Below are 24208 nucleotides of genomic sequence, written 5' to 3'. Positions count from 1 at the left end.
GCCTGTCTACCGTTGGCACATCCATCTTGGTTTAGCATCCGCGCCTCATGGGATCCTGGTGCAAGCAACAGTTGGGACATTCGGCGGTTTTAACCTCGAAAGCGGTCATCTGTCGAACAACGCGCAAACGGCCGGTCAGGGCCGTAAGGACACATCTAACACAAACCGCCCCCGCCCGATCAGCGCCGCAGGCGCCGGGCGAGCGACGGCCCGTTCCGTCGCACCAAAGGTGCGCCGCCTATTGATCGGCACGCCTCTGGCGTGACGGGCTGGCGCTTTGGCGATCTCGCGCTTCGTTTGAGGGGAGGATGTATTTGGCTGGGATAAAGTGCGCTGTTCAACGGTTGCAGCGCCATCCCACGGGCCGCCGCGCGCCCGGCTCGGGTGGCGCATTGGTGTCCTTCCCGCGCGAGTGGGGATCTATTTACATGGGCGGTTGCGGGGGGAGGTCCCCGCTTTCGCGGGGATGACAGGGGGACGGGTGGCCCCCCCCTATTGCGCCGCGATGGCGCCGTCGGTGAATTGCAGCCGGGCGAGGCGGGCGTAGAGGCCGCCGGCCGCGACCAGCTCGTCATGGGTGCCCATGGCGGTGATGCGACCCTGGTCCATCACCACGATGCGGTCGGCCTTTTTCACCGTGGCGAGGCGGTGGGCGACGATCAGGGTGGTGCGGGTCTGGCTGAGCGCGTCGACCGCCTGCTGCACCGCGCGTTCGCTTTCGGCGTCGAGTGCGCTGGTGGCCTCGTCCAGCAGCAGCACCGGGGTGTCGCGCAGGATGGCGCGGGCGATGGCGATGCGCTGTTTCTGCCCGCCCGAGAGCATCACGCCGCGCTCGCCCACGTAGCTGTCGTAGCCCTCGGGCAGGGCGCTGATGAAGTCATGCGCGGCGGCGGCGCGGGCGGCGGCCTCGACCTCCTGGTCGCTGGCCTCGGGGCGGCCGAAGCGGATGTTGTCGCGCGCCGATCCGGCGAAGATTACCGGGTCCTGCGGCACCAGGGCGATGGCGCGTCGGAAGTCGGCGCGGGTCATCGCGGTGAGCGGCACCCCGTCGAGGGTGATGCGCCCTTCGTCGGGATCGAAAAAGCGCAGGACAAGCTGGATGATGGTGGTCTTGCCCGCCCCCGAGGGGCCGACGAAGGCCACGGTTTCGCCCGGCGCGATGTGCAGCGCGATGTCGTCGAGCGCCAGCGTCTCTGGCCGGGCGGGGTAGCGGAAGCTGACGCCGTCGAAGCCGATCTCGCCGCGCACCGGGGCGGAGAGGGCGGCGGGGGTGGCGGGATCGTTGACGGTGTCGATGGCCTGCAGCAGTTCCACCAGCCGCTCGGTGGCGCCGGCGGCGCGCTGCAGCTCGCTCCAGATTTCCGACAGGGCGGCGACCGAGCCCGCGACCAGCACCGCGTAGATCACGAACTGCACCAGAGAGCCCTCGGACATGGCGCCGGCGCGCACGTCGTTCGCCCCGATCCAGAGCACCCCGACGATGCCGGTGAACACCAGGAAGATCACGATCACGGTGAGCAGCGCGCGGGTGAGGATGCGACGTTGGGAGACCTGGTAGGAGATCTCGGTCATCTCGGAAAAGCGGGCGCGACTTGGCCCCTCATGGGTATAGGCCTGCACCGTCTGCACCGCGCCCAGCGCCTCGCCGGCGTTGCCGGAGGAGGCGGCGATCCAGTCCTGGTTCTCGCGGCTGATGGCGCGCAGGCGGCGGCCCAGCACCAGGATCGGCACCACCACGGCGGGCACGATCAGCAGCACCATGCCGGTGAGCTTGGGCGAGGTCAGCAGCATCAGCACCAGCCCGCCGATGAAGATCAGCAGGTTGCGCAGCGCGATCGAGATCGAGGAGCCGATCACCGACTGGATCAGGGTGGTGTCGGTGGTGATGCGGGAGAGCACCTCGCCGGTCATGATCTTCTCAAAAAACTGCGGGCTCATGCCGATGACGCGGTCGAAGACGGCCTTGCGCAGGTCGGCGACGACGCGCTCGCCCAGCTTGGTCACCAGCGCGTAGCGCAGCCCGGTGCCCACCGCCAAAAGCGCCGCGATGCCCAGCGCGGCGAGGAAATACTGGTCCAGCAGCTCGCTGGAGCCGTCGCGGAAATTGTCGACCACCCGGCGCACCGCCAGCGGCAGGGTCAGCGAGACCGCCGAGGTAAAGACCAGCGCCACCCCGGCGGCGATAATCAACCCCAGGTAGGGCCGCATGTAGGGCCAGAGCGCTGCGAGAATGCCGATCCTGCGCGACCTTGCGCGGTCTTCCTCCTGGCCGGGGGCGGGCGGCGGGGCGGATCGGGCGGTTGCGGCGCGGGCCATGGCGGCTCCTTTGCTTGGAAAAGGGCGGCCGGGCCGGCCCATTGTCGGTGGGCCGTTTCATGGCCGGGCTGGCGGCGCGGGTCAAGCGGCCAGTTGCCGCGCCGGAGCGCGGGGCATGCGGGCAGGCGACGCGGGCGGGCAGCGACGGGTTTGAAACGCCAGTCTTCGATCCTACGCCGGGCGGGTCCCTTGCGGCGCCCCGTCAACGATGGCTCGGCAGCCTTCGGGACGCGGTGGACCCGCCGTCTCGGGTGGGCTTGTGCACCATCGCCACGTAGCCACGAGAATTGCGGCAAACGCCGAAATCGGGTACAGGTGGTGGCGCGCTGCAAGCGGATTATCACAAGTCGGACAGTTTTTTCCGAGAGTTCTCCGGAGTTTTTTCGATGCCGGACGTTGAGTTCAATTACGTTTATCTGAGCCGGGACATGACTTCGGTGAGCCTGGGCCGCACGAACGATGTCGTGTCCGGCGGCAGCATGAGCCCGTTCGAGCTGGACCGCCGCTGGGTCGGTGATCACTACGAGCAATACATCACCACACCGGCCTTCGATGGCCGCTTCACGATCAATCTCGGCGGCGGCGACGATTTCATCCTCAATTCAAGCGGCGATGACCGGATCGACGGCGGCGGCGGCATCGACATGATCAGTTTCCAGAGAGAGACCTTTTGGTCCAGAAGCTCCTGGGAATTCAGCCTGCCCCATCCGGTCTATTTCGTCGAGGTGAACCTTGCTGCCGGAACCGCGACCTGGAAAGGGCGCGATATAACCGAGGTGCATGACGAATTTGTATTCGAGGACGGCGGCGTCGTCGATACCATTACCTACAAATTCCCGATCAAGAACTTCGGCGGATTCTCCCATACGCTCAGCAATTTCGAGGCGGTGCGCGGCAGCCCCGGCGACGATACGATCATCGGCAGCGACCAGCCCTTCGAGTTGTTCGATCTCAGCGACAACGGCAAGGATACCGTGGATGGCGGCAAGGGGGAGGACTGGGTCTCCTACGGGAAGATAACCGGGCTTCTCTTCGACGACCTCACCGCGCTGAAGCTGGATCTCAAGGCGGGGACCGCACGCACGCGGGAGTATATCTATCCCGATACTGTGACCCATATCTCGCGCCTGAAGGGGATCGAAAACGTCATCGGGTCGATCAATGACGATGTGATCTCCGGCGACAAGAAGAACAACAAGATCTTTGGCGGGTTCGGCGACGACACGCTGGACGGACGCGGCGGCAAGGACACGCTGCTGTACGAGCTCGACCTGTCGCCGGGGCTGTTGCGGGTCGTGGATACCACCCGCGAAGATTATTCCTATGGCGATCCCGACCCGGACGCCGGGGTGACGGTGAACCTCAAGACCGGCACCGCCGTGGACGATCTCGGCAACTCCGACACGATCAAGAATTTCGAGAACGTCTCCGGCACATCGCGTGACGACAGTCTGACCGGCGACGGTAAGAAAAATACGCTGACCGGTCTCGACGGCGACGACATCCTGATCGGCGGCAAGGGCAACGACCGGCTCATCGGCGGCGGCGGCGTCGATGAGTTGACCGGCGGCGGCGGCAGGGATGTCTTTGTTCTGGATCCCGGGGGTCCGGTGGACATCATCACCGATTTCGAGTTCGGCGTGGACCGGATCGAGTACGGCAGCGGCGGGGCGGCCCCCCCTGCGGACGATACGCTGCCGGAGGCGATATCGATCGGTGGCGCACTCAATATCGCGACGATCGTCGACGCGCTTGGTGTTCCGACCGAGCTGGAAATCCGGCTGGGCAAGCTGACCATGGCGCGGCTGCCCAACGGCCTGGAGGCGCTTTCCGACTATTTCCAGAAGGCCGAGGCCGGGAAGGGAGAGGTCACGCTGGGCACCGAAAAGGGCGACGTGATCGACGCCAAGCCAGGCAGCCCGACGTTTGGCCTGTCCGGCACGGATATCATCCGCGGGACCGACCGCAGCGACCTGATCTTCGGCAATGGCAGCGCCGACACGCTGAGGGGAAACGGCGGCCCCGATATCCTGATCGGCGGCGCCGGGGACAACACCATTTATGGCGGCGACGGCAACGATCTTCTGGTCGGCGAGGGCGACACCGACCTGCTGATCGGAGGCAAGGGCAACGACACGCTGATCGGCGGCGCCTATCTCGACCGGCTGCAAGGAGGGGCCGGGCGCGATGTCTTCGTGATTTCCAACAATTCCCTTGAGGCGCACCCCTTGCAGGACGTCATCAGGGATTTCGAGGTCGGCAAGGACAGGATCGACCTCTCGGGTCTGCGCGACAAGAGCGACGCGCTGAAACTATCCGACCTCGACCTGGTGAAGTACAAAGGGAAGTTCTGGCTAACCACCCCCAGCACGATTGACAGCGAGGGGCGCGACCGGATGGTCCACGTCAACTTTTCCGGCGGGGGCGGCAAGCTCGAAGAGCTGCGCGAGAGTTTCCTGGTGGCCGATCATTTCATCTTCAAGGGCGGCTATGGCGCGCTGGTCTCCGGCCGCGACGCGGCAAAACTTTTTGGCACGAAGTCCGGTGATCTGATCATGGGCAATGGCCTTGCGAACACCATTTCCGGCGGCAAGGGGGCGGATACGCTTCTGGGCGGGGCATCGGGCGACACGCTGAGGGGTGGCCCGGGCAAGGACGTGCTGAGCGGCGGTTTCGGCAACGACCGGCTTGAGGGCGACGGGGGCGACGACATCCTCGAGGGTGGCGAAGGCGACGACAGGCTGATCGGCGGCGGCGGGGACGACAGGCTGATCGGCGGCCCCGGCAGCAACCGGCTCACCGGCGGGCCGGGGGCGGACGAGTTCCACTTCTCGGCGCTGCGGACGATCATCAACACCAACCGGATCACCGATTTCGAGCCCGGCATCGACAAGATCGTCATCGACGAGGATATCCGCGACGACCTGGTGTTCACCATCACCGATGGCGAGGTGACGATCAGCGGCAAGGATCTGGACGAGGCCAAGGCCTCGCTCACCTTCGACTATCTCGAGGCGATGGATCTGCTGCTGCGCGACGGCGTCCTGCCCGACGGCCTGTGAAAGACCGGATCGCCGAAGGGCGCGCCCTTTGGCTTGGACGGCGGCGGGCTTTGCCGGTAACATCGGCCTTCAACGGGTTCCATGAGGCCTTCGTCGCAGCCATGCCGTCACCAGCGATCCGATGCGCCGCGCGCGCCCTGACCGGCCTGCGGAGAGTACGCCGGATGGTGGTGTTCGCCTCGGTTCTGGTGCTGCTCGCGCTGCCCGCCCCCGAGGCCCGGGCCGAGACCCGCAACAGGGTCGAGGCGCAGTTCAGGACCTGGCTGGAGCAGACGGTCTGGCCCCGCGCACGGGCCGATGGCGTGTCGCGCGCCACCTTCGATGCCGCGTTTTCAGGTGTCCGGCTGAACTGGGAGCTGCCCGACCTGGTGCCGCCCGGCACAAGGCCGAAAACCCCGAAGGCGCAGCGGCAGGCGGAGTTCGGCGCGCCGGGCAGGTATTTCAGCCCCGGCGCGGTGCGGGGCGCCGCATCGGCCGGGCGGCAGATGGCCAAGCGGCACGCGCACACGCTGGCGCGGGTGGAACGGTCGACCGGCGTGCCCGGGCGCATCGTGCTGGGCATCTGGGGGCGCGAGAGCGGCTATGGCAAGGTGCCGATCCGTCACGACGCCTTTCAGGTGCTGGGCACAAAGGGGTTCATGAGCACCCGGGCGGCCTATTTCACCGACGAGCTGATCGCCGCGCTGCGGATCGCCGAGGCCGGCCATGTGCCGCCGCGCGGCATGAAGAGCAGCTGGGCCGGCGCGCTGGGGCAGCCGCAGTTCATGCCCACGAGCTTCCTGCGCTTCGCCGCCGACGGCGACGGCGACGGGCGCGCCGATATCTGGGGGTCCGAGGCCGATACCATCGCCTCGATCGCCGCCTACCTGCAACGCCACGGCTGGGTGGCGGGGCGCGACTGGGGATTCGAGGTGGTGGTGCCGGCCTCGGTTTCCTGCGCGCTGGAGGGGCCGGACCAGGGCCGGACGATTGCCGCGTGGGAGGCGATGGGGATCACGCGCAGCTCCGGCCGGCCGTTCCCCGACCATGAGCGGCGCGGCGAGGGCTATCTGCTGATGCCCGCCGGGCGGCATGGGCCGGCCTTCGTGGTGACGCCGAATTTCTACGTGCTGAAGGATTACAACATGAGCGATCTCTACGCGCTCTTCGTCGGTCACGTGGGCGACCGGATTCAGTACGGCATGGGCGATTTCAGCGCCGGCTGGGGCGATGTCGGCGGGCTCTATCGCTCGGACATCGCGGCGATGCAGCGGGCGCTGGAGAAGATGGGCCATGACGTGGGCGGCGCCGACGGGCTGCCGGGATTCAAGACCCGCCGCTCCATCGGCCGATGGCAGGCGGCGACAGGGCGCAAGCCGACCTGCTTTCCTGAAAAGGGCATGACATCCGCGTTGGCCCCCTAGCCGGCCAGCGTCCGGTTGCGCGGCAGCGGCGGCGGCAGATACCCGGCGATCTCGTCCGGCGCGACGCTGAGCGCGCGGACCCCGCGCGCCTCGACCAGCGCCCGCACCAGGTAGCGCGCGCTTTGCAGGGTCTGGACCGAGAAAAAGCTCATGTCGTTGCCGACAGCTTCGCCGATCACCCGGCGCGGACGCGGGCAGAACAGCAACGGCCCACCGGCGATATAGATCGCCTCGTCGCGGGCAAAGGCCAATGTGGTCACGCTGACCCCGCCCCCCGGCGCGGCAAGGCGGATGCCGTTGACGCCGACCAGCGCCCGGGCGGGCACCACCGCGAAGGGATCGCCGAGGATCTCCAACGCCTTGTCGCTTTCCAGCAGCACCCCCTGATCCGGCATCAGCCAGAACGGCGCATCGTTTCCCAAGGCGGCCACCGGCACCTCGACCGCCTGCTGCGCCGCCACCGGACGCCCCGCGGCGACCGCGCCCAGACGGTCGCGCTGGAGATCGGCCAGGGGCTGCATCCCGTTGTCGAAACTCAGCAGCCGGTCGCCGGTGCACAGCGTTTCCACCGGGCGCCAGCCGGATTCGGTGGCGACCTGGGTTCCCGCGACCAGTCCGGCCCGGCCGGTGATCAGCATCCCCTCCGGTGCGTTCTCGCGGTCATCCGGCGCGGAGTCGGGACTGATGAGTTCCTTGAGCAGTCGCAGCATGTCTTCGGCCTTCCCCGGGGCGGGCGCGCAATTGGCGCCGGTCGTTTCCTGTCCGCCAGGTGACACCGGCGGGGTGCCAGCCTTGGGCCGGAAAAAAGGAAAGGTCGTGGCATTGTTTCGCACCCGGACAAGATGCGGCCCGCGCGCCTTGAATTGGTGCCGGCAGGCGCCCCCGCCCGGCGCTGTCACCCCGGCCCTCGGACCGGAGTCTGTGGAGGCATCCGGCAGATCCCGGGTCAGGCCCGGGATGACAGGCGGGACCGGGAGCGCGCGCGCGTGGGCGGCTTCAACCGAACCGGTAGCCGAACCGCGCGATGTCCTCGGCGCAGGCTTCGGCGATCGCCTCGGCGGCGCGGGTGGAATAGGCGGCGCGGTAATCCTCGGGGCGGTCGGAGCGGTTGGTGCGCGGCAGGTCCAGCCGGAACCCCAGATGCGCCACCAGCGGTTCGGCGTCCTCCTCGAACCGTTCGATGCGAATATAGGCGTCGCAGCGTTCGCGCCCGTCCGAGCGCCGCATGTAGGCCGCCGCCGGGGTATCGCGGAACCCTGACCGGGTCTCCGGGTGAAGGATGAAATCGTTGAAGTCCAGCCGTTTGGACAGGTCAACGGCGGGATGATCGAACCCCTGCCCGCGCAGCCAGTGATAATAGCTTACCGCCCGGTCCCAGGGGTTGCGGACCAGGGTGAAGGCGAACAGCCCCTCCAGCACCGTGTCGGGCACCAGCCCCTCGATATCGGCCCGGGTCGAATGTTTCCACAGCCGCCCGCGCGCCGGTGAACCCTGCGCCCGCCGCCGGCGCCGGCGGGCTTTCGGCGTGTCGCCCAGCATGATGTCATCCTTCATCGCGCGCGCCTCCAGCGCCAGCGCCAGGGCGGTGCCGCCGGTCTTGGGGATATGGATGAAAACGTAGCCGCGCCCGGGGCTGAGGATCATGGGCCCGAGCCTAATCTATTTCGACCGCACCGCAATGATCGCCCCGGCGGCAGCAATCAGCGCAATGCCCGCCACCTGCCATGGCCCCACCGGTTGCCCGAAGGCGACCCAGGCGAACAGCGGGCCGAACACCATCACCGAGTATTCGAACACCGAAACGTAAGACGGCTCGCCCTGCTGATAGGCCTTGATGATCAGGAACACGCCGGCGACCGAGCCCACCGCCTGCACCACCACCCAGGGCAGGGCGCGCTGCATCGGCCAGACCCAGCCGCGGGTCACGAACCCGTCCGGGCCGGGCAGGGTTTCGACCGGGAACAGCGCCAGCCAGACCAGTCCCGCCGCCCCCATCAGCCCCAGCGCGATCAGCATACCGGTGAGCAGCGCCACCGTGCTTTCGCCGGCGCAAAGGCTGCGGGTGGCGATCGCCCCCATCGCGTAGAACAGCCCGCCCGCCACCGGGATCAGCACCGACCAGTCGAAATTGCCCGGATCGGGCTGCAACACCAGAAGGATGCCCGAGAACCCCACCGCGACGGCCAGGATACGCCAGGGCCCGATGCGCTGACCCATCCCCAGCGCGGTGATCAGCAGGATGAAGATCGGCGAGGTGAACAGCCCGGCCAGCGCCTGGGCGATCGGCATGATCGCCAGCGCCGAGAAATAGAACAGCATCGCCAACGCCACCAGCACCGAGCGCAGCGCCACCCGGCCCGGCCGCCGCGGCATCAACCGCCCCAGCCCGAGGCCCGCCATCGCCGCCGCCAGCGGCAGCGCCATCAGCGTGCGCAGCAGGTGGAATTGCCACAGCCCGATGTCCTGCGCCAGGGTCACGATCACGTTGTCGATCACCCCGATGATCGCCATGGCGCAGATCATCACCAGCGCGGCGGTCACGGGCCGGGTTTCATCCGGCAGGGTCGCGGGCATCGTCATGGGCTTTTCATTGCCTCTCAGGCGGCGCAATATCCAGTCTGAAAACGACAGCATTGCGTCATTTGGGGAGGATCGCGCATGGGGTGGATGACGGATGAAACCGGGCTTGGCAAGACGGCGGCGAACTACGTGCCGCTCACGCCGTTGTCGGCGTTGAAGCGGGCGGCGCATGTCTATGCCAACGAGCTGGCGGTGGTCTATGGTCCCAACCACCGCAAGAGCTATGCCGAATATTACGACCGGGTGACGCGGCTGGCCTCGGCGCTGGCCGGGCTGGGGGTGCAGCCCGGCGATGTGGTGGCGACGCTGATCCCCAACCTTCCGGCCCAGGCCGAGGCGCATTTCGGCGTGCCCGCCTGCGGCGCGGTGCTGAACACCGTCAACACCCGGCTCGACGTCGGCACGGTCAGCTATATCCTCGATCACGGCGGCGCCAGGGTGGTGCTGGCCGACAGCCAGTTCATCGCGCTGGCCGAGGCGGCGCTGGAGCAGATAGAGGGGCACCGGCCGATCCTGATCGAGGTGCCCGACCCCCACGCCGGCCATCCCGCGACCGGGCGGCACACCGAGTACGAGACGCTGCTGGCCAACGCCGAGCATGATTTCGACTGGATCATGCCGCAGGACGAATGGGAGAGCATCGCGCTCAACTATACCTCGGGCACCACCGGGCGGCCCAAGGGCGTGGTCTATCACCACCGCGGCGCCTATCTGAACGCGATGGGCCAGATCCTGAGCTGGCGCATGGTGCTGCGGCCGACCTACCTGACCATCGTGCCGCTGTTTCACTGCAACGGCTGGTGCCACACCTGGATGATGCCGATGCTGGGCGGCACGCTGGTGTGCTGCCGCGACATCACCGCGCCCGCGATCTATGACGCCATCGCCGACGAGGGGGTGACCCATTTCGGCGGTGCGCCGATCGTGCTGAACGCGCTGGTGAACGCGCCGGAGGAGGAGCGGCGCGCCTTCGACCATGTGGTCGAGGTTTTCACCGCCGGCGCCCCGCCCGCCCCGGCGACGCTGGCCAAGATCGAACCGATGGGCTTTCACGTCACCCAGGTCTACGGGCTGACCGAAGTCTATGGCCCGGCCACCGAATGCACCTGGGGGCCGCATTGGGACCACCTGGAGGGCGAGGACCGCGCCGCGATCAAGGCACGCCAAGGGGTGGCGATGCCGATTTTCGAGCATATCACCGTGATGGACGCGCAGATGCGCCAGATCCCGATGGACGGCGAGACCCAGGGCGAGATCATGATGCGCGGCAACGGGGTGATGAAGGGCTATTACAAGAACCAGTCGGCCACCGAGGAGGCCTTTGCCGGCGGCTATTTCCATTCCGGCGACATCGCTGTGCAGCATCCCGACGGCTATATCCAGATCACCGACCGGGCCAAGGACGTGATCATCTCGGGCGGCGAAAACGTCAGCTCGGTCGAGGTCGAGAACGCGCTGATGGCGCATCCCGACGTGAACCTTGCCGCCGTGGTGGCCAAGCCGGACGAGAAATGGGGCGAGGTGCCCTGCGCCTTCGTCGAGCTGAAACCGGGCGCGGCAGAGGACGAGGCGGCGCTGATCGCCTTCACCCGCCAGTCGCTGTCGGGGTTCAAGACGCCGAAGAAGGTGGTGTTCCAGGAGTTGCCCAAGACCTCGACCGGCAAGATCCAGAAGTTCGAGCTGCGCCGGCTGGCCAGGGAGCTTTAGGCGCGGGGCCGGATCACCCGCAAGGGCCGGGTCCGGGGAGGCGAGCGCGCCCCTCGGCCCTTCTTCTCGTTCGGAAATACTCCCGCCGGAGGCGTCCTGCGTCGGCCACCCAGCGCGGCATTTTGGCAGGATAGCCGGGACCCGGCTTGCAAAACTGACGTTACATTCCTAAATCTGAATACAATGGTGCGGGAACGCGCCGCCAGTGCAATGGAGTTTACCAAGATGACGATCAATCAAGCTGTTACAGCCTTCGCCGGTTTCATGGTCCTGCTGTCGGTGGTGCTGACCTATTACGTGTCGCCCTATTTCGTCTGGCTGACCGTCTTTGTCGGCGCCAACCTGTTCCAGTCGGCCTTTACCGGGATCTGCCCGGCGGGGACCATCATGTCCAAGCTGGGCTTCAAGCCCGCATAAGCCAGGGCTTGCCCAGACCGGACCACGGGCGGCGAAGCCGTTTGCCGCCCCTGCCCCCGCCGTGCTAATCTGAAAAGAAAAACAGAGGCACGGCGGATGCAGGCGACATGACGGCGCTGCGCGAATACGAGCGGCTGGAAGCCAGCGGGCTGTGGCGCCCCACCCCCGAGGAGCAAAGACGCGAGGTCATCGTCTCGATCGGCGAGGCGACTCTGACCATCACCGACCTGAACGACCGGGCGCTGGCGCATTGGTCGCTGGCTGCGGTCGAGCGTAAGGTCCCCGGCCATTTCCCCGCGATCTATCACCCCGACGGCGACCCCGGCGAAACGCTGGAACTGGCCGAGGACGAAACCGCGATGATCGAGGCAATCGAGCGGTTGCGCGCGGCCATTTCGCGCGCCCGCCCGCGCCCGGGGCGGCTGCGGCTGCTGGGCGTGGGGGCCAGTATGGCGGCGGTGCTGACGGTGCTGCTGGTCTGGTTGCCAGGCGCGATGCTGCGCCACACGGTGCAGGTGGTGCCCGAGATCAAGCGGCAGGAGATCGGCGCCGCCCTGCTCGACCGGATCGAGCGGGTTGCCGGGCGCGCCTGTGCAGCACCCGAAACCGGCCCGGTGCTCGACGCGCTGGCGCAGCGGACCGGCGCCGGGCGGCTGGTGGTTCTGCGCACCGGCGTGAAGACCGCTCTGAACCTGCCCGGAGGCATCGTCCTGCTGAACCGATCCGTGGTCGAGGATCACGAAGACCCGTCGGTCGCCGCCGGGTATATCGTGGTGGAACTGGCCCGCGCGCGCGACGTGGACCCGCTGGCCGAGTTCCTCGACCACAGCGGCCCGGCCGCCACATTTCGGCTGCTGACCAGCGGTCATGTGACCCGGGGCGCGCTCGACAGCTATGCGGAGCAGGTGCTGGTGGCGCCGCGCCCGGAGCTGGACCCGTCAATCATTCTGGCCGCCTTCGCGCAGGCAGAGGTGCCCGCGGCCCCCTATGCCTATGCGCGCGACATCACCGGGGAAAGCGTGCTGACCCTGATCGAGGCCGATCCGATGGCCGGCCGCGATCCGGCGCCGGTCCTGCCGGATCGGGACTGGGTTCTGTTGCAGGGAATCTGCGGCGGCTGAAGCGTCAGTTGTTCAGAGTGGCGCCGGAGTAGCCGGCGGCATGCACCCGCTGCAGCGCGTCCTGCGCCTGTGCCGCGCTGGTGAAGGGACCGGCCAGAACCACACGCTGGGTTGCCCCGCCGCGCTGCACGGTGCCCAGCCGCATCGGCAGCCCGCCGCGCGCCATGGCCTGCGCCGCCTGCCGCGCCTGCGCCTCGCTGCCGAAGGTGGCGACACGCACGTAGCGGCGCGGCGCGCTGGCTTTCACCGGGGCCGATCGGGTGGACAGGCGGATGAGCGTCTTGCGCTCCGCCTCGGCGGGGGATTTCGCGACCTCGCGCGGCACGGTGACGATCTGCCGGTCGGTGGGCAGCGGCACCAGGGTGCGCGGCACGGTCCGGGTCCAGATCTGGTCGGCCTGGGCATTGCCCGCCGCGCTGCGCGGTCCGCGATTCGGGTTCAGCCGGTTATCCGCGCGCGCGACGGCGCGATAGCCCGCCGGCGGGGCCGAACCCGCGCGCAACTGCGCCGGGGTCAATCGGCGCTCGGCCCGGTAGGGGTTGAGGCGATCGTCGCTCCAGATTGGCCGGTAGCCCTCGGGGACCGACACGCTGCGGGTGTTGCGGCGGTTGTCGTAGACATGGCGCGGCACCGCGCGGGTTTGCGGCGAGACATAGGGCATGGTCGCCGTGCCCCGCGGCGAGAGTGCCGATTGCCGGTCCCAGCCACGGCCATAGGTCACCGGCGGCTCGGCCTGCGGGCCGCAGCGCACGTCGGGCGCGCGGTTGATGTACCGCTGGCTGAACGGCGACGCGTTGGAACAGGGGCCGCCGGTCGCCGCCGGGGCGCGGCGCGGCGCGATCACCTGCGCCGGGCGCGGCGCGGTGACGGCGGGCTTGCGAACAGGCGCCGGGGCAGGTGCGGGGCGGCGCACGATGACAGGCGCCGCCTGCGGCGCGGCGGGCACGGTGGCGACGCGGGGCGTGGGCGCGGGCGCGGGCCGGGCCGCGGGGTTGGCAACTGCCGGCGGCAGCGGCCGGGTCTGCTGCGCGGCGGCGGGAACCGTGATCTCGACCGGCTTGGCAGCCGGTGCCGGGGCGGTCGTGGCCCCGGCAACTGTGGTGGGGTTGAAGCCGCAGACCTGCTTGCGGTCGCGACCGACCCGCGGCACCCAGGTGACGTTGCCGTCGATGCCGGCGCGGATGTAAATGCAGCCACGGCTGTCGACATATTGCTTGCCGGTATAGGAGGACGGCGGAAATTCCGCCGGGGGTGCGGCATTGCGCAGGTTCTGCGCCGGTGCCGAAACCGCGGAAATCGCCGCAGCGATGATCGAAAGCGCAATAACCCTTGTTAAATACATCCCTGCCCCCACAAGATATGGCGGAAGGATGCCGCAATTCGCGCGCCCAGTAAAGGCATCTGTTGCGCCTTATTTGGTGCCGAACATCCGATCCCCGGCATCGCCCAGTCCCGGCAGGATATACCCCTTGCTGTTCAGCTCGCGGTCGATCGACGCGGTGACGATCGGCACGTCCGGGTGTGCCTCTTTCATCCGCTCCACGCCCTCGGGCGCGGCCAGCAGGCACAGAAAGCGAATATCGGTCGCACCGGCCTGTTTCAGCAGGTCGATGGCGGCGGCCGAGCTGTTGCCGGTGGCCAGCATCGGATCGACCACGATCACCAGGCGGTTGTTCAGCCCCTCGGGCACCTTGAAGTAATACTGCACCGGCTTCAGGGTTTCCTCGTCGCGGTACAGCCCGACGAATCCGACCCGCGCCGAGGGGACCAGTTCCAGCACCCCGTCGAGCATGCCGTTGCCCGCCCGCAGGATCGAGACCAGCGCCAGTTTCTTGCCCGCAAGGATCGGCGCGTCCATCTCTTCCATCGGGGTTTCGATGGCGCGCGTGGTCATCGGCATCTCGCGGGTGATCTCATAGGCCAGCAGCAGTGTGATCTCGTGCAGCAACTGCCGGAACTCGGCCGAGGAGGCCCCCTTGTCGCGCATCAGTGTCAGCTTGTGCTGGACCAGCGGATGATCGACGACGGTCAGATGCTCGGACATGCTCTCACTCCCGGTTGTGCGGCGTATCCCCTATTAGGCCCGCCCGGCCCGCCGCCGCAACCCGCAACCAGGCGCCGGGCGACTGTTCGGGGCGGAATTTCGCGGCTCAGAGAAAGCTGCGGCCCGGCCCGCGCTCGGCCAGCCCCAGGTGATCGGCGATGGAGGCCGCGACGTCGGTGAAGCCCAGCTGCCCCACCGCGCCCGCGCCGCGCCCGGCGGCCAGCACCGGCACACGTTCGCGGGTGTGATCGGTGCCGCTCCAACTGGGATCGTTGCCGTGATCGGCGGTCAGGATCATCAGATCGCCCTCCCGCAGGCGGGCGAGGATCGGGCCGAGCGCCGCATCGAACCACTCCAGCGCCCGAGCGTATCCGGCGATGTCGCGGCGGTGGCCGTAGAGGCTGTCGAACTCGACGAAATTGGCGAAGGTCAGGCTGCCCTCCTCGGCGCTATCGACCAGGTCGCCCAGATCCTTCATCAGCTTGGCATCACTGCCCTTCACCACGTCGTCGATCCCCTGCATCGAGAAGATGTCGCCGATCTTGCCCACCGCGTGCACGCGCCCCCCGGCGGCCTGCACCCAGTCGGTCAGCACCGGCGCGGGCGGCGCGATGGCATAGTCGCGGCGGTTGGTGGTGCGGGTGAACCCGGTCCCGGGCGTGCCGACAAAGGGGCGCGCGATCACCCGGCCCACCTTCATCGCGTGCAGCATGGGCGCGATGTCGCGGCAGAGTTTCAGCAGCCGGTCCAGCCCGAACCCCTCCTCATGCGCGGCGATCTGGAACACGCTGTCGGCGGAAGTGTAGCAGATCGGCCAGCCGGTCCGCAGATGGTCCGCCCCCAGCCGGGCAGTAATCTCGGTGCCCGAGGCGTGGCAATTGCCAAGGATGCCATCGGTTCCGGCGGCCCGCGCCACCGCGCGCGTCAGATCCTCGGGAAAGGCGGGATCGGTATCCGGGAAATAGTGCCAGTCCCAAGGCACCGGCACCCCGGCCAGTTCCCAATGGCCCGAGGGGGTGTCCTTGCCCGATGAGACCTCACTCGCCGCCCCCCAGAGGCCGACGGGCCGCGCCCCCAGCCCCGGTGCCACCGCGCCCGAGGCCAGTTGAACCGCCGCCCCCAGCCCGAGCGCGTCGAGGTTGGGCAGGCGCAGCGGCCCGCTGCGGCCCTCCTCCGCCTGTCCGGCGGCGCAGGCGCGGGCGATGTGCGCCAAGGTATTGGCCCCGGTGTCGGGCCGGTCGCCATTGAAAAAGCGGCCCGCGTCCGGCGCGCCGCCGATGCCCACCGAATCCATCACCACCAAAAAGGCGCGGCTCATCCCCCCAGCCTTTCGCGGATCAGGTCTGGCGGCGGCGCGGGCGCGTCGCCGAGGGTGATCGCGGCGCGCACCACCGCCTCGGCCCGGCGCGCGGCATCCTCACGCGCGGCATGGATCATCGCCAGCGGTATGCCCTTCTCGACCCTGTCGCCCAGCCGGATCACGTTCGAAAGACCGACGGCGGGATCGACCACGTCGCTCTCCACCTGTCGCCCGCCGCCCAGGTCGACCACGGCAAGGCCCAGCGCCTCGCCGTCGATGGCGGTGACATACCCCGCCTCGCGCGCGGTTACCTCGTGCATTACCGTCGCCTCGGGCAGAAAGCGCGCCCAATCCTCGACAAAGCCCAGCGGGCCGCCCTGCGCCGCGATCATGCGACCGAACCTCTCGGCTGCGCGGCCATCCGCGATCACCGCCGCCACCTTGGCCGCCCCCGCCGCCGCATCTTCGGCCAACCCCGCGTCGGCCAGAACCTGCCCGCCCAGCTCGGCGGTCAACGCGGCCAGCGGCCCGGTCGCCTGCCCGGTCAGCACCTGCATCACCGCGTCGATCTCCACCGCGTTGCCCAGCGCGGGGGCCAGCGGTTGCGACATGTCGGTGATCAGGGCGGTCGTCTTGCAACCCGCCGCGTTGGAGGTATCGCTCAGCGCGCGGGCCAGGGCGCGGGCCTCTTCCATGGTCTTCATGAAGGCGCCGGAGCCGACTTTGACGTCGAGCACCAACGCATCGGGCGCCTCGGCCAGTTTCTTCGACAGGATCGAGGCGGTGATCAGATCCAGGCTCTCGACCGTGCCGGTGACATCGCGCACCGCGTAGAGCCGCTTGTCGGCGGGGGCGATTCGCGCCGAGGCCCCGGCGATCACGCAGCCCGCCTTTTGCACCAGCGCGGGCAGCAGATCGTGCGGCACCGCCGTCGAGAGGCCCGGGATCGCCTCAAGCTTGTCCAGCGTGCCGCCGGTATGGCCCAGACCACGCCCCGAGATCATCGGCACATAGGCGCCGCATTCGGCCAGCGCCGGGGCCAGGATCAGCGAGACGCAATCGCCCACCCCGCCGGTGGAATGCTTGTCCACCACCGGGCCGTCCAGATCCCATTGCAGGACCTCGCCGCTGTCGCGCATCGCCAGCGTCAGCGCGGTGCGCCCTGCCGCCCCCAGATCGCCCATGCAGACCGCCATGGCAAAGGCGCCGGCCTGCGCATCGCTCACCCCGTGATCCGCCAGACCCTGCGCGAACCAGCGCAACTCGGCCTCCTCCGGCACCTCGCGGCGGCGCAGCCGGGCCAATATCGCGCGCGCATCCATGCGGTCAGCGCCCCTGCATGTGATCGGTGTTGAAGGCGCCCGGCAGCAGCTCGCCCAATGTCATCACCTGTTCCTGACCGTCCAGCGTGCCCATGATCACCGGCACGTGCCCGGCGCCGAATTCCGCCAGTTTCTGTCGGCAGCCGCCGCAGGGCGAGACCGGCATCGGCGCGTCGGCGATGACATAGACCTCGTCGATCTCGGTATCCCCTGCGGCCACCATCGCAGCGATCGCCCCGGCCTCGGCGCAGGTGCCCTCAGGGTAGGCGACATTCTCCACGTTGCAGCCGGAATAGATCGTGCCCGAGATCGCGCGGATCGCCGCCCCCACCTTGAACCCGGAATAGGGGGCATGGGCGTTTTCGCGCACGGCGGTGGCGGCCTGTTTCAGCGGCATCTGGGAATTCTCCGGTTTTTGCCCAGCTTTGCGGCTGGGTCGGCGGGATGCAAGGGGGCGGCGCGGATTGGCGCCCTAGCCCAGCTCGGTCGCGAAGGTTCCGGGCAGCGTCACCTCGAGCAGCTCCACGTCATCGGACGGGTCCGACAGCCGGGTCCGGAGCCCCGGCGGGATCACGAAGGCATCGCCGGCGGTCAGCAGGTATGGATCGCGCCCCTCGCCCTCCAGCGTGACTGTGCCGGCCATCACGAAGGTGAAATGGATATCGGCCTCATGGCTGGCCCAGACCGGATCGCCCTGCCCCCGGCGCACCACCTGCACGCCGGCCACCCCCTTGGTGTTGGCATTGATCGTGGTGTCGCGCGCGATGTAGCCCGGCAGGCGGAACGGCACCCACTCCGCCCCCTCGGCGCGGTTGTAGACAAAGCGTTGGCCCTGCCATTCGCGCCCGGGCCGCAGATGCGGGGTGGGCAGGGTCATCTGGTGGTCGATCTCGGTCACATGCTCGGCCGGAACGCCGATTTCGATCACCTCGACGTTGTCGCTGGCCTCCAGCACCCTATGGCGGATCTCGGGCGGCTGGATGAAACAGTCGCCCCGGGTCAGTCGCATCGGTTCGCCCTGATCCTCGTAGACCACATCGACCCAGCCGCCGACGCAGAAGATCAGCTGAAAGCCGACCTTGTGGAAATGCACCATGTCGGGCACCGGACCGCCGTCGGGGATGCGGATATGGCTGGCGATGATCGAGCCGCCAAGGCGCGAGGGCACCAGATCGCGGTAATGCATCCCGGCCCGGCCGATGATCCAGGGCGCCTGGTCGGCCAGCCGGCGGACCACGAACTCATGCTGCGTGTCGGGCATCACCAGCGGCGGGTTGCGGTCCTCGATCTCTACCTGCGTGCCGTTGGGTGCGGTCAAGCGCCGCGCCCCGCCCGCGAACCCGTCGGGATCCCCGGTCAGGATGCGCAGGGTGCCGGGGGCCTCGGGCGCGCCTTTTTCCACCCGCAACCGCAGCCCGTGGCCGGAAAACACCGCGACCTGCGGGTTGTCGGCGGGATAGATCATGTCCATCCGCATGCCCAAGGTTTTGGTATAGAACGGAATATCGTCGCGCAGCTCATCCGTCGGCAGGCGCATTTCGGCGATGGTGTCTTGCATCGGCTCCCCCTGGTGGTCGCAAGACTTTGGCGGCGGCCCTGCGGATTTGCAAGACGGGGCTAAGACAGCTAATGGAAATTCAGCGCTTTCGCCCGATCACAATTTAGTTTAATATTAAACTATACTCTTGGAGGAGCCCCCAGATGTCCGAACAGCAGAGCCAGCGGCAGGCCGCCCTGTTCTATCACGAGTACCCGAAACCCGGAAAACTCGAGGTCCGCGCCACCAAGCCGATGGCCAACGGACGCGACCTCAGCCTCGCCTATTCGCCCGGCGTCGCCGAGGCCTGCCTCGAAATCCAGAACACCCCGGCCGATGCCGCCCGCTATACCGCGCGGGGCAATCTGGTCGGCGTGGTCACCAACGGCACGGCGGTGCTCGGGCTGGGCAATATCGGCGCGCTGGCCTCCAAGCCGGTGATGGAGGGCAAGGCCGTCCTGTTCAAGAAGTTCGCCTCGATCGACTGTTTCGACATCGAGCTGAACGAGCCCGATCCCGAGAAACTAGCCGAGATCGTCTGTGCGCTGGAACCCACCTTCGGCGCCATCAACCTCGAGGACATCAAGGCGCCCGACTGTTTCATCGTCGAACAGATCTGCCGCGAGCGGATGAACATCCCGGTGTTCCATGACGACCAGCACGGCACCGCCATCGTGGTCGGCGCCGCCGCCAAGAACGCACTGCACGTCACCGGCAAGGCCTTCGAGGACATCAAGATCGTCTCCACGGGGGGCGGCGCGGCCGGGATTGCGTGCCTCAACATGCTGCTGAAACTGGGGTTGCGGCGCGAGAACGTCTGGCTCTGCGACATTCACGGGCTGGTCTACGACGGCCGCGAGGTGGACATGAACCCGCAAAAAGCGGCCTATGCCCAGCCCAGCGACAAGCGCACCCTGGACGAGGTGATCGAGGGGGCAGACATGTTCCTCGGCCTCTCCGGCCCCAATGTGCTCAAGCCCGCGATGGTGGCGAAGATGGCCAAGCGCCCGATCATCTTCGCGCTGGCCAATCCGACGCCCGAGATCCTGCCGGACGCAGCGCGCGAGATCGCCCCGGATGCGATCATCGCCACCGGGCGCAGCGATTATCCCAACCAGGTCAATAACGTGCTGTGCTTTCCGTTCATCTTCCGCGGTGCGCTGGACGTCGGCGCCACCGAGATCAACGACGAGATGCAACTGGCCTGCATCGACGGCATCGCCCAACTGGCCCGCGCCACCACCAGCGCCGAGGCGGCGGCGGCCTATCAGGGCGAACAGCTGACCTTCGGGGCCGATTACCTGATCCCCAAGCCGTTCGATCCGCGGCTGATCGGGGTGGTCGCCACCTCGGTCGCCAAGGCGGCGATGGACAGTGGCGTCGCCACCCGCCCGCTGGATGATCTGGCCGCCTACAAGCACCGGCTTGACGGGTCGGTGTTCAAATCCGCCCTGCTGATGCGCCCGGTGTTCGAGGCCGCGCGCACCGCCTCGCGCCGCATCGTCTTTGCCGAGGGCGAGAACGAGCGCGTGCTGCGCGCCGCCCAGGCGGTGCTGGAGGAGACCACTGAAACCCCGGTTCTGATCGGACGCCCCGAGGTGATCGAACAGCGCTGCGCGCGCTACGGCCTCAAGATCCGGCCAGGGCAGGACTTCAAGATCGTGAACCCGGAGAACGACCCGCGCTACCGCGATTACTGGGGCACCTATCACTCGATCATGGCGCGGCGCGGCGTCACCCCGGACCTGGCCCGCGCGATCATGCGCACCAACACCACCGCCATCGGCGCGGTCATGGTCTACCGCGAGGAGGCCGACAGCCTGATCTGCGGCACTTTCGGGCAATACCTGTGGCACCTGAACTATGTCCAGCAGGTGCTGGGCACGCAGGAATTGTGCCCGGTCGGCGCGCTGTCGCTGATGATCCTGGAGGACGGGCCGCTGTTCGTCGCCGACACCCAGGTCAACCACGAACCGACACCGGAGCAGATCACCCAGACCGTGATCGGCGCGGCCCGCCACGTGCGACGCTTCGGGCTCACCCCGAATATCGCGCTGTGCTCGCATTCGCAGTTCGGCAACCTCGATATCGACAGCGGGCGGCGGATGCGCGATGCGCTGGCGCTGCTCGACGCCGCGCCGCGCGACTTCTGCTACGAGGGCGAGATGCATGTCGATGCAGCGCTGGACCCGGTCCTGCGCGCGCGGATCTTCCCCGATACCCGGATGCAGGGGGCGGCCAACGTGCTGGTCTTCGGCAATACCGACGCGGCCAGCGGCGTGCGCAACATCCTCAAGATGAAGGGCAGCGGGCTCGAGGTCGGGCCGATCCTGATGGGCATGGGCAACCGCGCCCATGTGGTCACCCCCTCGATCACCGCGCGCGGGCTGCTGAACATGAGCGCCATCGCCGGCACCCCGGTGGCGCATTACGGCTAGACCGCAGAGCCGCCGCAGCGCGCAACCCGTGCTGCGGCGGCAAGGTTCAGGGGATGTTACTTCTTGGTGGTTTTGGTCCCGGGTTTCGCCGGTTTCTGTTTCTTGTCGCCCATGGCAACGAGACCTTTTTCGAGACGGGCCGGCACCGTGCCGGACCCTGACCGGGCGTTTACGCGACTCCCTTGCGGCTGTCTGATCGGTTTTCGACACGGCGCATGTCGAAATTCCGCCGCCCCCCAATGACGCGCGCGCGAATCCCCTCCCGGCCGGGTTTGCATCGATTTGTCATGCAATTTTGCAAAATGCCCTGGGATTTACCGAAGACTTGCGAATAGCTTGGCATTTGCAAAACTTTGCACAACAGTTCTCACAATTTCTGCAAATTTCTTGCGGTAATGTGACGCGACGTCTTCGATCTTTCTTGCCGCAAGGGGTCCGGCCCCGATAACACCGATCCAACGTCGAGGGAGAGGAATACCATGGCATACAAGGATATCTACGCCCGCTGGAAGAGCGATCCGGAAGGGTTCTGGATGGAGGCGGCCGAGCAGATCGACTGGGTCGAGAAACCCACCAGGGCGCTGTTCGACGCCAACGCGCCGCTCTACGAATGGTTCATTGACGGCAAGGTCAACGCCTGCTGGAACGCCGTCGACCGCCATGTCGAGGCCGGGCGCGGCGATCAGGCCGCGATCATCCACGACAGCCCGGTGACCCACTCCAAGCGCTGGATCACCTATGTCGAGCTGCGCAACCGTGTTGCCATGCTGGCCGGGGCGCTGCGCGCCAAGGGTGTGGAAAAGGGCGACCGCGTCATCATCTACATGCCGATGGTCCCCGAGGCGCTGGAGGCGATGCTGGCCTGTGCCCGCCTTGGCGCGGTGCACTCGGTGGTGTTCGGCGGCTTTGCCGCGCATGAGCTGGCCGTGCGCATCGACGACTGCAAGCCCAAGGCGATCATCGCTGCCTCCTGCGGGATCGAGCCGGGCCGCGTGGTGCATTACAAGCCGCTCTTGGACGGCGCGCTGGCGCTGTCGGCGCATCAGCCCGACTTCTGCGTCATCTTCCAGCGCGAGCAGGAGGTTGCCCGCCTCGAAGAGGGCCGCGATTACAACTGGCACGGCTTCCAGTACGGGGTCGAGCCGGCGGATTGCGTGCCTGTCGAGGGCAATCACCCCGCCTATATCCTTTATACCTCCGGCACCACCGGCCAGCCCAAGGGCGTCGTGCGCCCCACCGCCGGGCATCTGGTGGCGCTGAACTGGTCGATGAAGAACCTCTACAACGTCGATCCGGGCGATGTGTTCTGGGCCGCCTCGGATGTCGGCTGGGTCGTCGGCCATTCCTACATCTGCTACGCGCCGCTGGTGCATGGCAACACCACCGTGGTGTTCGAAGGCAAGCCGATCGGCACCCCCGACGCCGGCACCTTCTGGCGGGTGATCTCGGAACACAACGTGCGCAGCTTCTTCACCGCGCCGACCGCCTTTCGCGCGATCAAGCGCGAGGACCCCAAGGGCGAGTTCGTCAAGAAATACGACCTGAGCGGGCTGCGCACGCTCTACCTCGCCGGGGAACGCGCCGACCCGGACACCATCAACTGGGCCAAGGACCAGCTCAAGGTGCCAGTGGTCGATCACTGGTGGCAGACCGAGACCGGCTGGGCGATCACCGGCATCCCGATGGGTGTCGAGGAGATGGAGATCAAGACCGGCTCCTCCGGGGTGCCGATGCCGGGCTATGACGTGCAGATCCTTGACGAGGCCGGCCATCCGGTCGGCTCCGGCACGCTGGGCGCCGTGGCGGTCAAGCTGCCGCTGCCGCCGGGCACCCTGCCGACGCTCTGGAACGCCGGTGACCGCTATCGCAAGAGCTACCTCGAGCATTTCCCCGGCTATTACGAGACCGGCGATGCCGGCATGATCGACGAGGACGGTTACCTTTACATCATGGCGCGCACCGATGACGTGATCAACGTGGCCGGTCACCGCCTGTCGACCGGCGCGATGGAAGAGGTGCTGGCCAATCACCCCGACGTCGCCGAATGCGCCGTGATCGGGGTTGCCGACGACCTCAAGGGCCAGCTGCCGATGGGCTTTGTCTGCCTGACCAAGGGGGTGAACCGCCCCGAGGAGGAGATCGTGCGCGAATGCGTCACCCTGGTGCGGGGCGAGATCGGGCCGGTCGCGGCGTTCAAGCTGGCGGTGGTGGTCGACCGGCTGCCCAAGACGCGCTCGGGCAAGATCCTGCGCGGCACCATGGTCAAGATCGCCAACGGCGAGGAATTCAAGATGCCCGCCACCATCGACGATCCGGAGATCCTCGACGAGATCCGCACCGCGCTGCAAACCCTGGGCTATGCCAAGGGCTGAGCGGCTTGTCCCGGGACCGGGGCGATCTAGGTTTCATCGACATGAAACAGATCGCCCTGCCCCTCGCCCTCTCTGTCGCCCTCCTGGCTTCGCCCGCGCCTGCGCAGATGCTGGAGGATTTCACCGGCTCCTCCGCGGACGGCTGGCGCTTCATCAGCGACCAGGTGATGGGCGGCGTATCCGAGGGGCGCTCTGGTGTGGAGGTTCGGGGAGGAGAGAGCTTCCTGCGGCTGACCGGCACGGTCAGCACCGAGAATCGCGGCGGCTTCATCCAGACCCGGCGCGACCTGCCCGGCGGGCTCCCCGAGGGTACAAAGGGAGTGGCACTGCGCGCACGCGGCGACGGCCAGCAATACTTCCTGCATCTTCGGACCACTGGCACCGTTCTGCCCTGGCAGTATTACCAGGCGCCGTTCTCGCCCGGCCCTGACTGGGGTGAGATCCGCGTGCCACTGTCTGCCTTTATCGCCTCCGGTGCGCTGCTGCGCGCGACGCCGCGGGCGGGCGATGTGCGGTCGATCGCGCTGGTCGCCTTCGGGCGCGATCATCGGGCCGACGTCTCGCTTGCGCGGATCACGCTCTACTGAGC

The 24208-nt window shown here is 67.7% G+C and carries 18 protein-coding genes; 8 read left to right on the top strand and 10 right to left on the bottom strand.

The features are described from left to right. Nucleotides 1–492: 492 nt before the first annotated feature. Nucleotides 493–2316 (bottom strand): ABC transporter transmembrane domain-containing protein, encoded by a 1824-nt coding sequence (locus P1U75_RS12550; protein ID WP_300243865.1) that lies wholly within the window; start codon nucleotides 2314–2316, stop codon nucleotides 493–495. A 386-nt stretch (nucleotides 2317–2702) separates the two neighbouring features. On the opposite strand from P1U75_RS12550, the gene P1U75_RS12545 reads away from it, so the two are divergent. Both P1U75_RS12545 and P1U75_RS12540 read left to right on the top strand, forming a co-directional pair. Beyond that, nucleotides 2703–5378, top strand: coding sequence for a calcium-binding protein (locus P1U75_RS12545; protein ID WP_300243862.1), 2676 nt, complete (start codon nucleotides 2703–2705; stop codon nucleotides 5376–5378). 164 nt (nucleotides 5379–5542) lie between these two features. Continuing rightward, on the top strand, nucleotides 5543–6781 hold the full coding sequence (locus P1U75_RS12540; protein WP_300244294.1) for a lytic murein transglycosylase: 1239 nt from the start codon (nucleotides 5543–5545) through the stop codon (nucleotides 6779–6781). Here P1U75_RS12540 and P1U75_RS12535 read toward each other — a convergent pair. From P1U75_RS12535 to P1U75_RS12525, 3 genes are all read right to left on the bottom strand, one after another. Further along, the gene (locus tag P1U75_RS12535; RefSeq protein ID WP_300243860.1) at nucleotides 6778–7491 is read right to left on the bottom strand and encodes a Hint domain-containing protein; all 714 of its coding nucleotides are present in this window, start codon (nucleotides 7489–7491) and stop codon (nucleotides 6778–6780) included. The two genes, P1U75_RS12540 and P1U75_RS12535, sit on opposite strands and share 4 nt — an antisense overlap. Nucleotides 7492–7777: 286 nt before the next feature. After that, on the bottom strand, nucleotides 7778–8425 hold the full coding sequence (locus tag P1U75_RS12530; protein ID WP_300243857.1) for a sulfotransferase family 2 domain-containing protein: 648 nt from the start codon (nucleotides 8423–8425) through the stop codon (nucleotides 7778–7780). A 15-nt stretch (nucleotides 8426–8440) separates the two neighbouring features. Next, nucleotides 8441–9361 carry a DMT family transporter gene (locus tag P1U75_RS12525; RefSeq protein ID WP_300243854.1) on the bottom strand — a complete coding sequence of 307 codons (921 nt, stop codon included), beginning with the start codon at nucleotides 9359–9361 and terminating at the stop codon, nucleotides 8441–8443. Nucleotides 9362–9439: 78 nt separating this feature from the next. Here P1U75_RS12525 and P1U75_RS12520 point away from each other — a divergent pair, with 78 nt between their 5' ends. From P1U75_RS12520 to P1U75_RS12510, 3 genes are all read left to right on the top strand, one after another. Then, the gene (locus P1U75_RS12520; protein ID WP_300243851.1) at nucleotides 9440–11068 is read left to right on the top strand and encodes an AMP-binding protein; all 1629 of its coding nucleotides are present in this window, start codon (nucleotides 9440–9442) and stop codon (nucleotides 11066–11068) included. A 225-nt stretch (nucleotides 11069–11293) separates the two neighbouring features. Next, entirely contained in the window at nucleotides 11294–11485 is a 192-nt protein-coding gene (locus P1U75_RS12515) for a DUF2892 domain-containing protein (protein ID WP_300243848.1), read from the top strand. Nucleotides 11486–11592: 107 nt separating this feature from the next. Continuing rightward, the gene (locus P1U75_RS12510) at nucleotides 11593–12606 is read left to right on the top strand and encodes a hypothetical protein (RefSeq protein WP_300243846.1); all 1014 of its coding nucleotides are present in this window, start codon (nucleotides 11593–11595) and stop codon (nucleotides 12604–12606) included. 4 nt (nucleotides 12607–12610) lie between these two features. Here the strand turns inward: P1U75_RS12510 and P1U75_RS12505 are convergent, their stop codons facing one another. The 6 genes from P1U75_RS12505 to P1U75_RS12480 form a co-directional block, all read right to left on the bottom strand. Beyond that, nucleotides 12611–13948 (bottom strand): SPOR domain-containing protein, encoded by a 1338-nt coding sequence (locus tag P1U75_RS12505; RefSeq protein ID WP_300243844.1) that lies wholly within the window; start codon nucleotides 13946–13948, stop codon nucleotides 12611–12613. Nucleotides 13949–14017: 69 nt separating this feature from the next. After that, nucleotides 14018–14650, bottom strand: coding sequence for a uracil phosphoribosyltransferase (gene upp, locus P1U75_RS12500; protein ID WP_300243842.1), 633 nt, complete (start codon nucleotides 14648–14650; stop codon nucleotides 14018–14020). Nucleotides 14651–14756: 106 nt separating this feature from the next. Further along, entirely contained in the window at nucleotides 14757–15968 is a 1212-nt protein-coding gene (locus tag P1U75_RS12495) for a phosphopentomutase (protein WP_300243838.1), read from the bottom strand. Next, the gene (locus P1U75_RS12490) at nucleotides 15965–17272 is read right to left on the bottom strand and encodes a thymidine phosphorylase (protein ID WP_300243836.1); all 1308 of its coding nucleotides are present in this window, start codon (nucleotides 17270–17272) and stop codon (nucleotides 15965–15967) included. The genes P1U75_RS12495 and P1U75_RS12490 overlap by 4 nt, the downstream gene beginning before the upstream one ends. Nucleotides 17273–17276: 4 nt before the next feature. Further along, nucleotides 17277–17669, bottom strand: coding sequence for a cytidine deaminase (locus P1U75_RS12485; protein ID WP_366915032.1), 393 nt, complete (start codon nucleotides 17667–17669; stop codon nucleotides 17277–17279). A gap of 75 nt (nucleotides 17670–17744) precedes the next feature. Next, nucleotides 17745–18830 (bottom strand): cupin domain-containing protein, encoded by a 1086-nt coding sequence (locus P1U75_RS12480; RefSeq protein ID WP_300243833.1) that lies wholly within the window; start codon nucleotides 18828–18830, stop codon nucleotides 17745–17747. A gap of 143 nt (nucleotides 18831–18973) precedes the next feature. Here P1U75_RS12480 and P1U75_RS12475 point away from each other — a divergent pair, with 143 nt between their 5' ends. The 3 genes from P1U75_RS12475 (at nucleotide 18974) to P1U75_RS12465 (ending at nucleotide 24206) form a co-directional block, all read left to right on the top strand. Beyond that, complete coding sequence (locus P1U75_RS12475; RefSeq protein WP_300243830.1) at nucleotides 18974–21247, top strand: NADP-dependent malic enzyme; 2274 nt, start codon at nucleotides 18974–18976, stop codon at nucleotides 21245–21247. 479 nt (nucleotides 21248–21726) lie between these two features. Continuing rightward, the gene (gene prpE / locus P1U75_RS12470; RefSeq protein WP_300243827.1) at nucleotides 21727–23619 is read left to right on the top strand and encodes a propionate-CoA ligase PrpE; all 1893 of its coding nucleotides are present in this window, start codon (nucleotides 21727–21729) and stop codon (nucleotides 23617–23619) included. 41 nt (nucleotides 23620–23660) lie between these two features. Then, nucleotides 23661–24206 (top strand): CIA30 family protein, encoded by a 546-nt coding sequence (locus P1U75_RS12465; RefSeq protein ID WP_300243825.1) that lies wholly within the window; start codon nucleotides 23661–23663, stop codon nucleotides 24204–24206. The last annotated feature ends 2 nt before the right edge of the window (nucleotides 24207–24208 follow it).

Origin of the sequence: Antarcticimicrobium sp. (assembly GCF_029212575.1) — a bacterium.
Classification (GTDB): Bacteria; Pseudomonadota; Alphaproteobacteria; order Rhodobacterales; family Rhodobacteraceae; genus Antarcticimicrobium.
Note: the sequence above shows the minus strand (reverse complement) of the source record. Positions and strands in the feature narration are given on the sequence as shown.

Coding starts and splice junctions, on each gene's coding strand:
- P1U75_RS12550 (WP_300243865.1), bottom strand. CDS start 2,316: ATGGCCCGCGCCGCAACCGCCCGATCCGCCCCGCCGCCCGCCCCCGGC.
- P1U75_RS12545 (WP_300243862.1), top strand. CDS start 2,703: ATGCCGGACGTTGAGTTCAATTACGTTTATCTGAGCCGGGACATGACT.
- P1U75_RS12540 (WP_300244294.1), top strand. CDS start 5,543: ATGGTGGTGTTCGCCTCGGTTCTGGTGCTGCTCGCGCTGCCCGCCCCC.
- P1U75_RS12535 (WP_300243860.1), bottom strand. CDS start 7,491: ATGCTGCGACTGCTCAAGGAACTCATCAGTCCCGACTCCGCGCCGGAT.
- P1U75_RS12530 (WP_300243857.1), bottom strand. CDS start 8,425: ATGATCCTCAGCCCCGGGCGCGGCTACGTTTTCATCCATATCCCCAAG.
- P1U75_RS12525 (WP_300243854.1), bottom strand. CDS start 9,361: ATGACGATGCCCGCGACCCTGCCGGATGAAACCCGGCCCGTGACCGCC.
- P1U75_RS12520 (WP_300243851.1), top strand. CDS start 9,440: ATGGGGTGGATGACGGATGAAACCGGGCTTGGCAAGACGGCGGCGAAC.
- P1U75_RS12515 (WP_300243848.1), top strand. CDS start 11,294: ATGACGATCAATCAAGCTGTTACAGCCTTCGCCGGTTTCATGGTCCTG.
- P1U75_RS12510 (WP_300243846.1), top strand. CDS start 11,593: ATGACGGCGCTGCGCGAATACGAGCGGCTGGAAGCCAGCGGGCTGTGG.
- P1U75_RS12505 (WP_300243844.1), bottom strand. CDS start 13,948: ATGTATTTAACAAGGGTTATTGCGCTTTCGATCATCGCTGCGGCGATT.
- upp (WP_300243842.1), bottom strand. CDS start 14,650: ATGTCCGAGCATCTGACCGTCGTCGATCATCCGCTGGTCCAGCACAAG.
- P1U75_RS12495 (WP_300243838.1), bottom strand. CDS start 15,968: ATGAGCCGCGCCTTTTTGGTGGTGATGGATTCGGTGGGCATCGGCGGC.
- P1U75_RS12490 (WP_300243836.1), bottom strand. CDS start 17,272: ATGGATGCGCGCGCGATATTGGCCCGGCTGCGCCGCCGCGAGGTGCCG.
- P1U75_RS12485 (WP_366915032.1), bottom strand. CDS start 17,669: ATGCCGCTGAAACAGGCCGCCACCGCCGTGCGCGAAAACGCCCATGCC.
- P1U75_RS12480 (WP_300243833.1), bottom strand. CDS start 18,830: ATGCAAGACACCATCGCCGAAATGCGCCTGCCGACGGATGAGCTGCGC.
- P1U75_RS12475 (WP_300243830.1), top strand. CDS start 18,974: ATGTCCGAACAGCAGAGCCAGCGGCAGGCCGCCCTGTTCTATCACGAG.
- prpE (WP_300243827.1), top strand. CDS start 21,727: ATGGCATACAAGGATATCTACGCCCGCTGGAAGAGCGATCCGGAAGGG.
- P1U75_RS12465 (WP_300243825.1), top strand. CDS start 23,661: ATGAAACAGATCGCCCTGCCCCTCGCCCTCTCTGTCGCCCTCCTGGCT.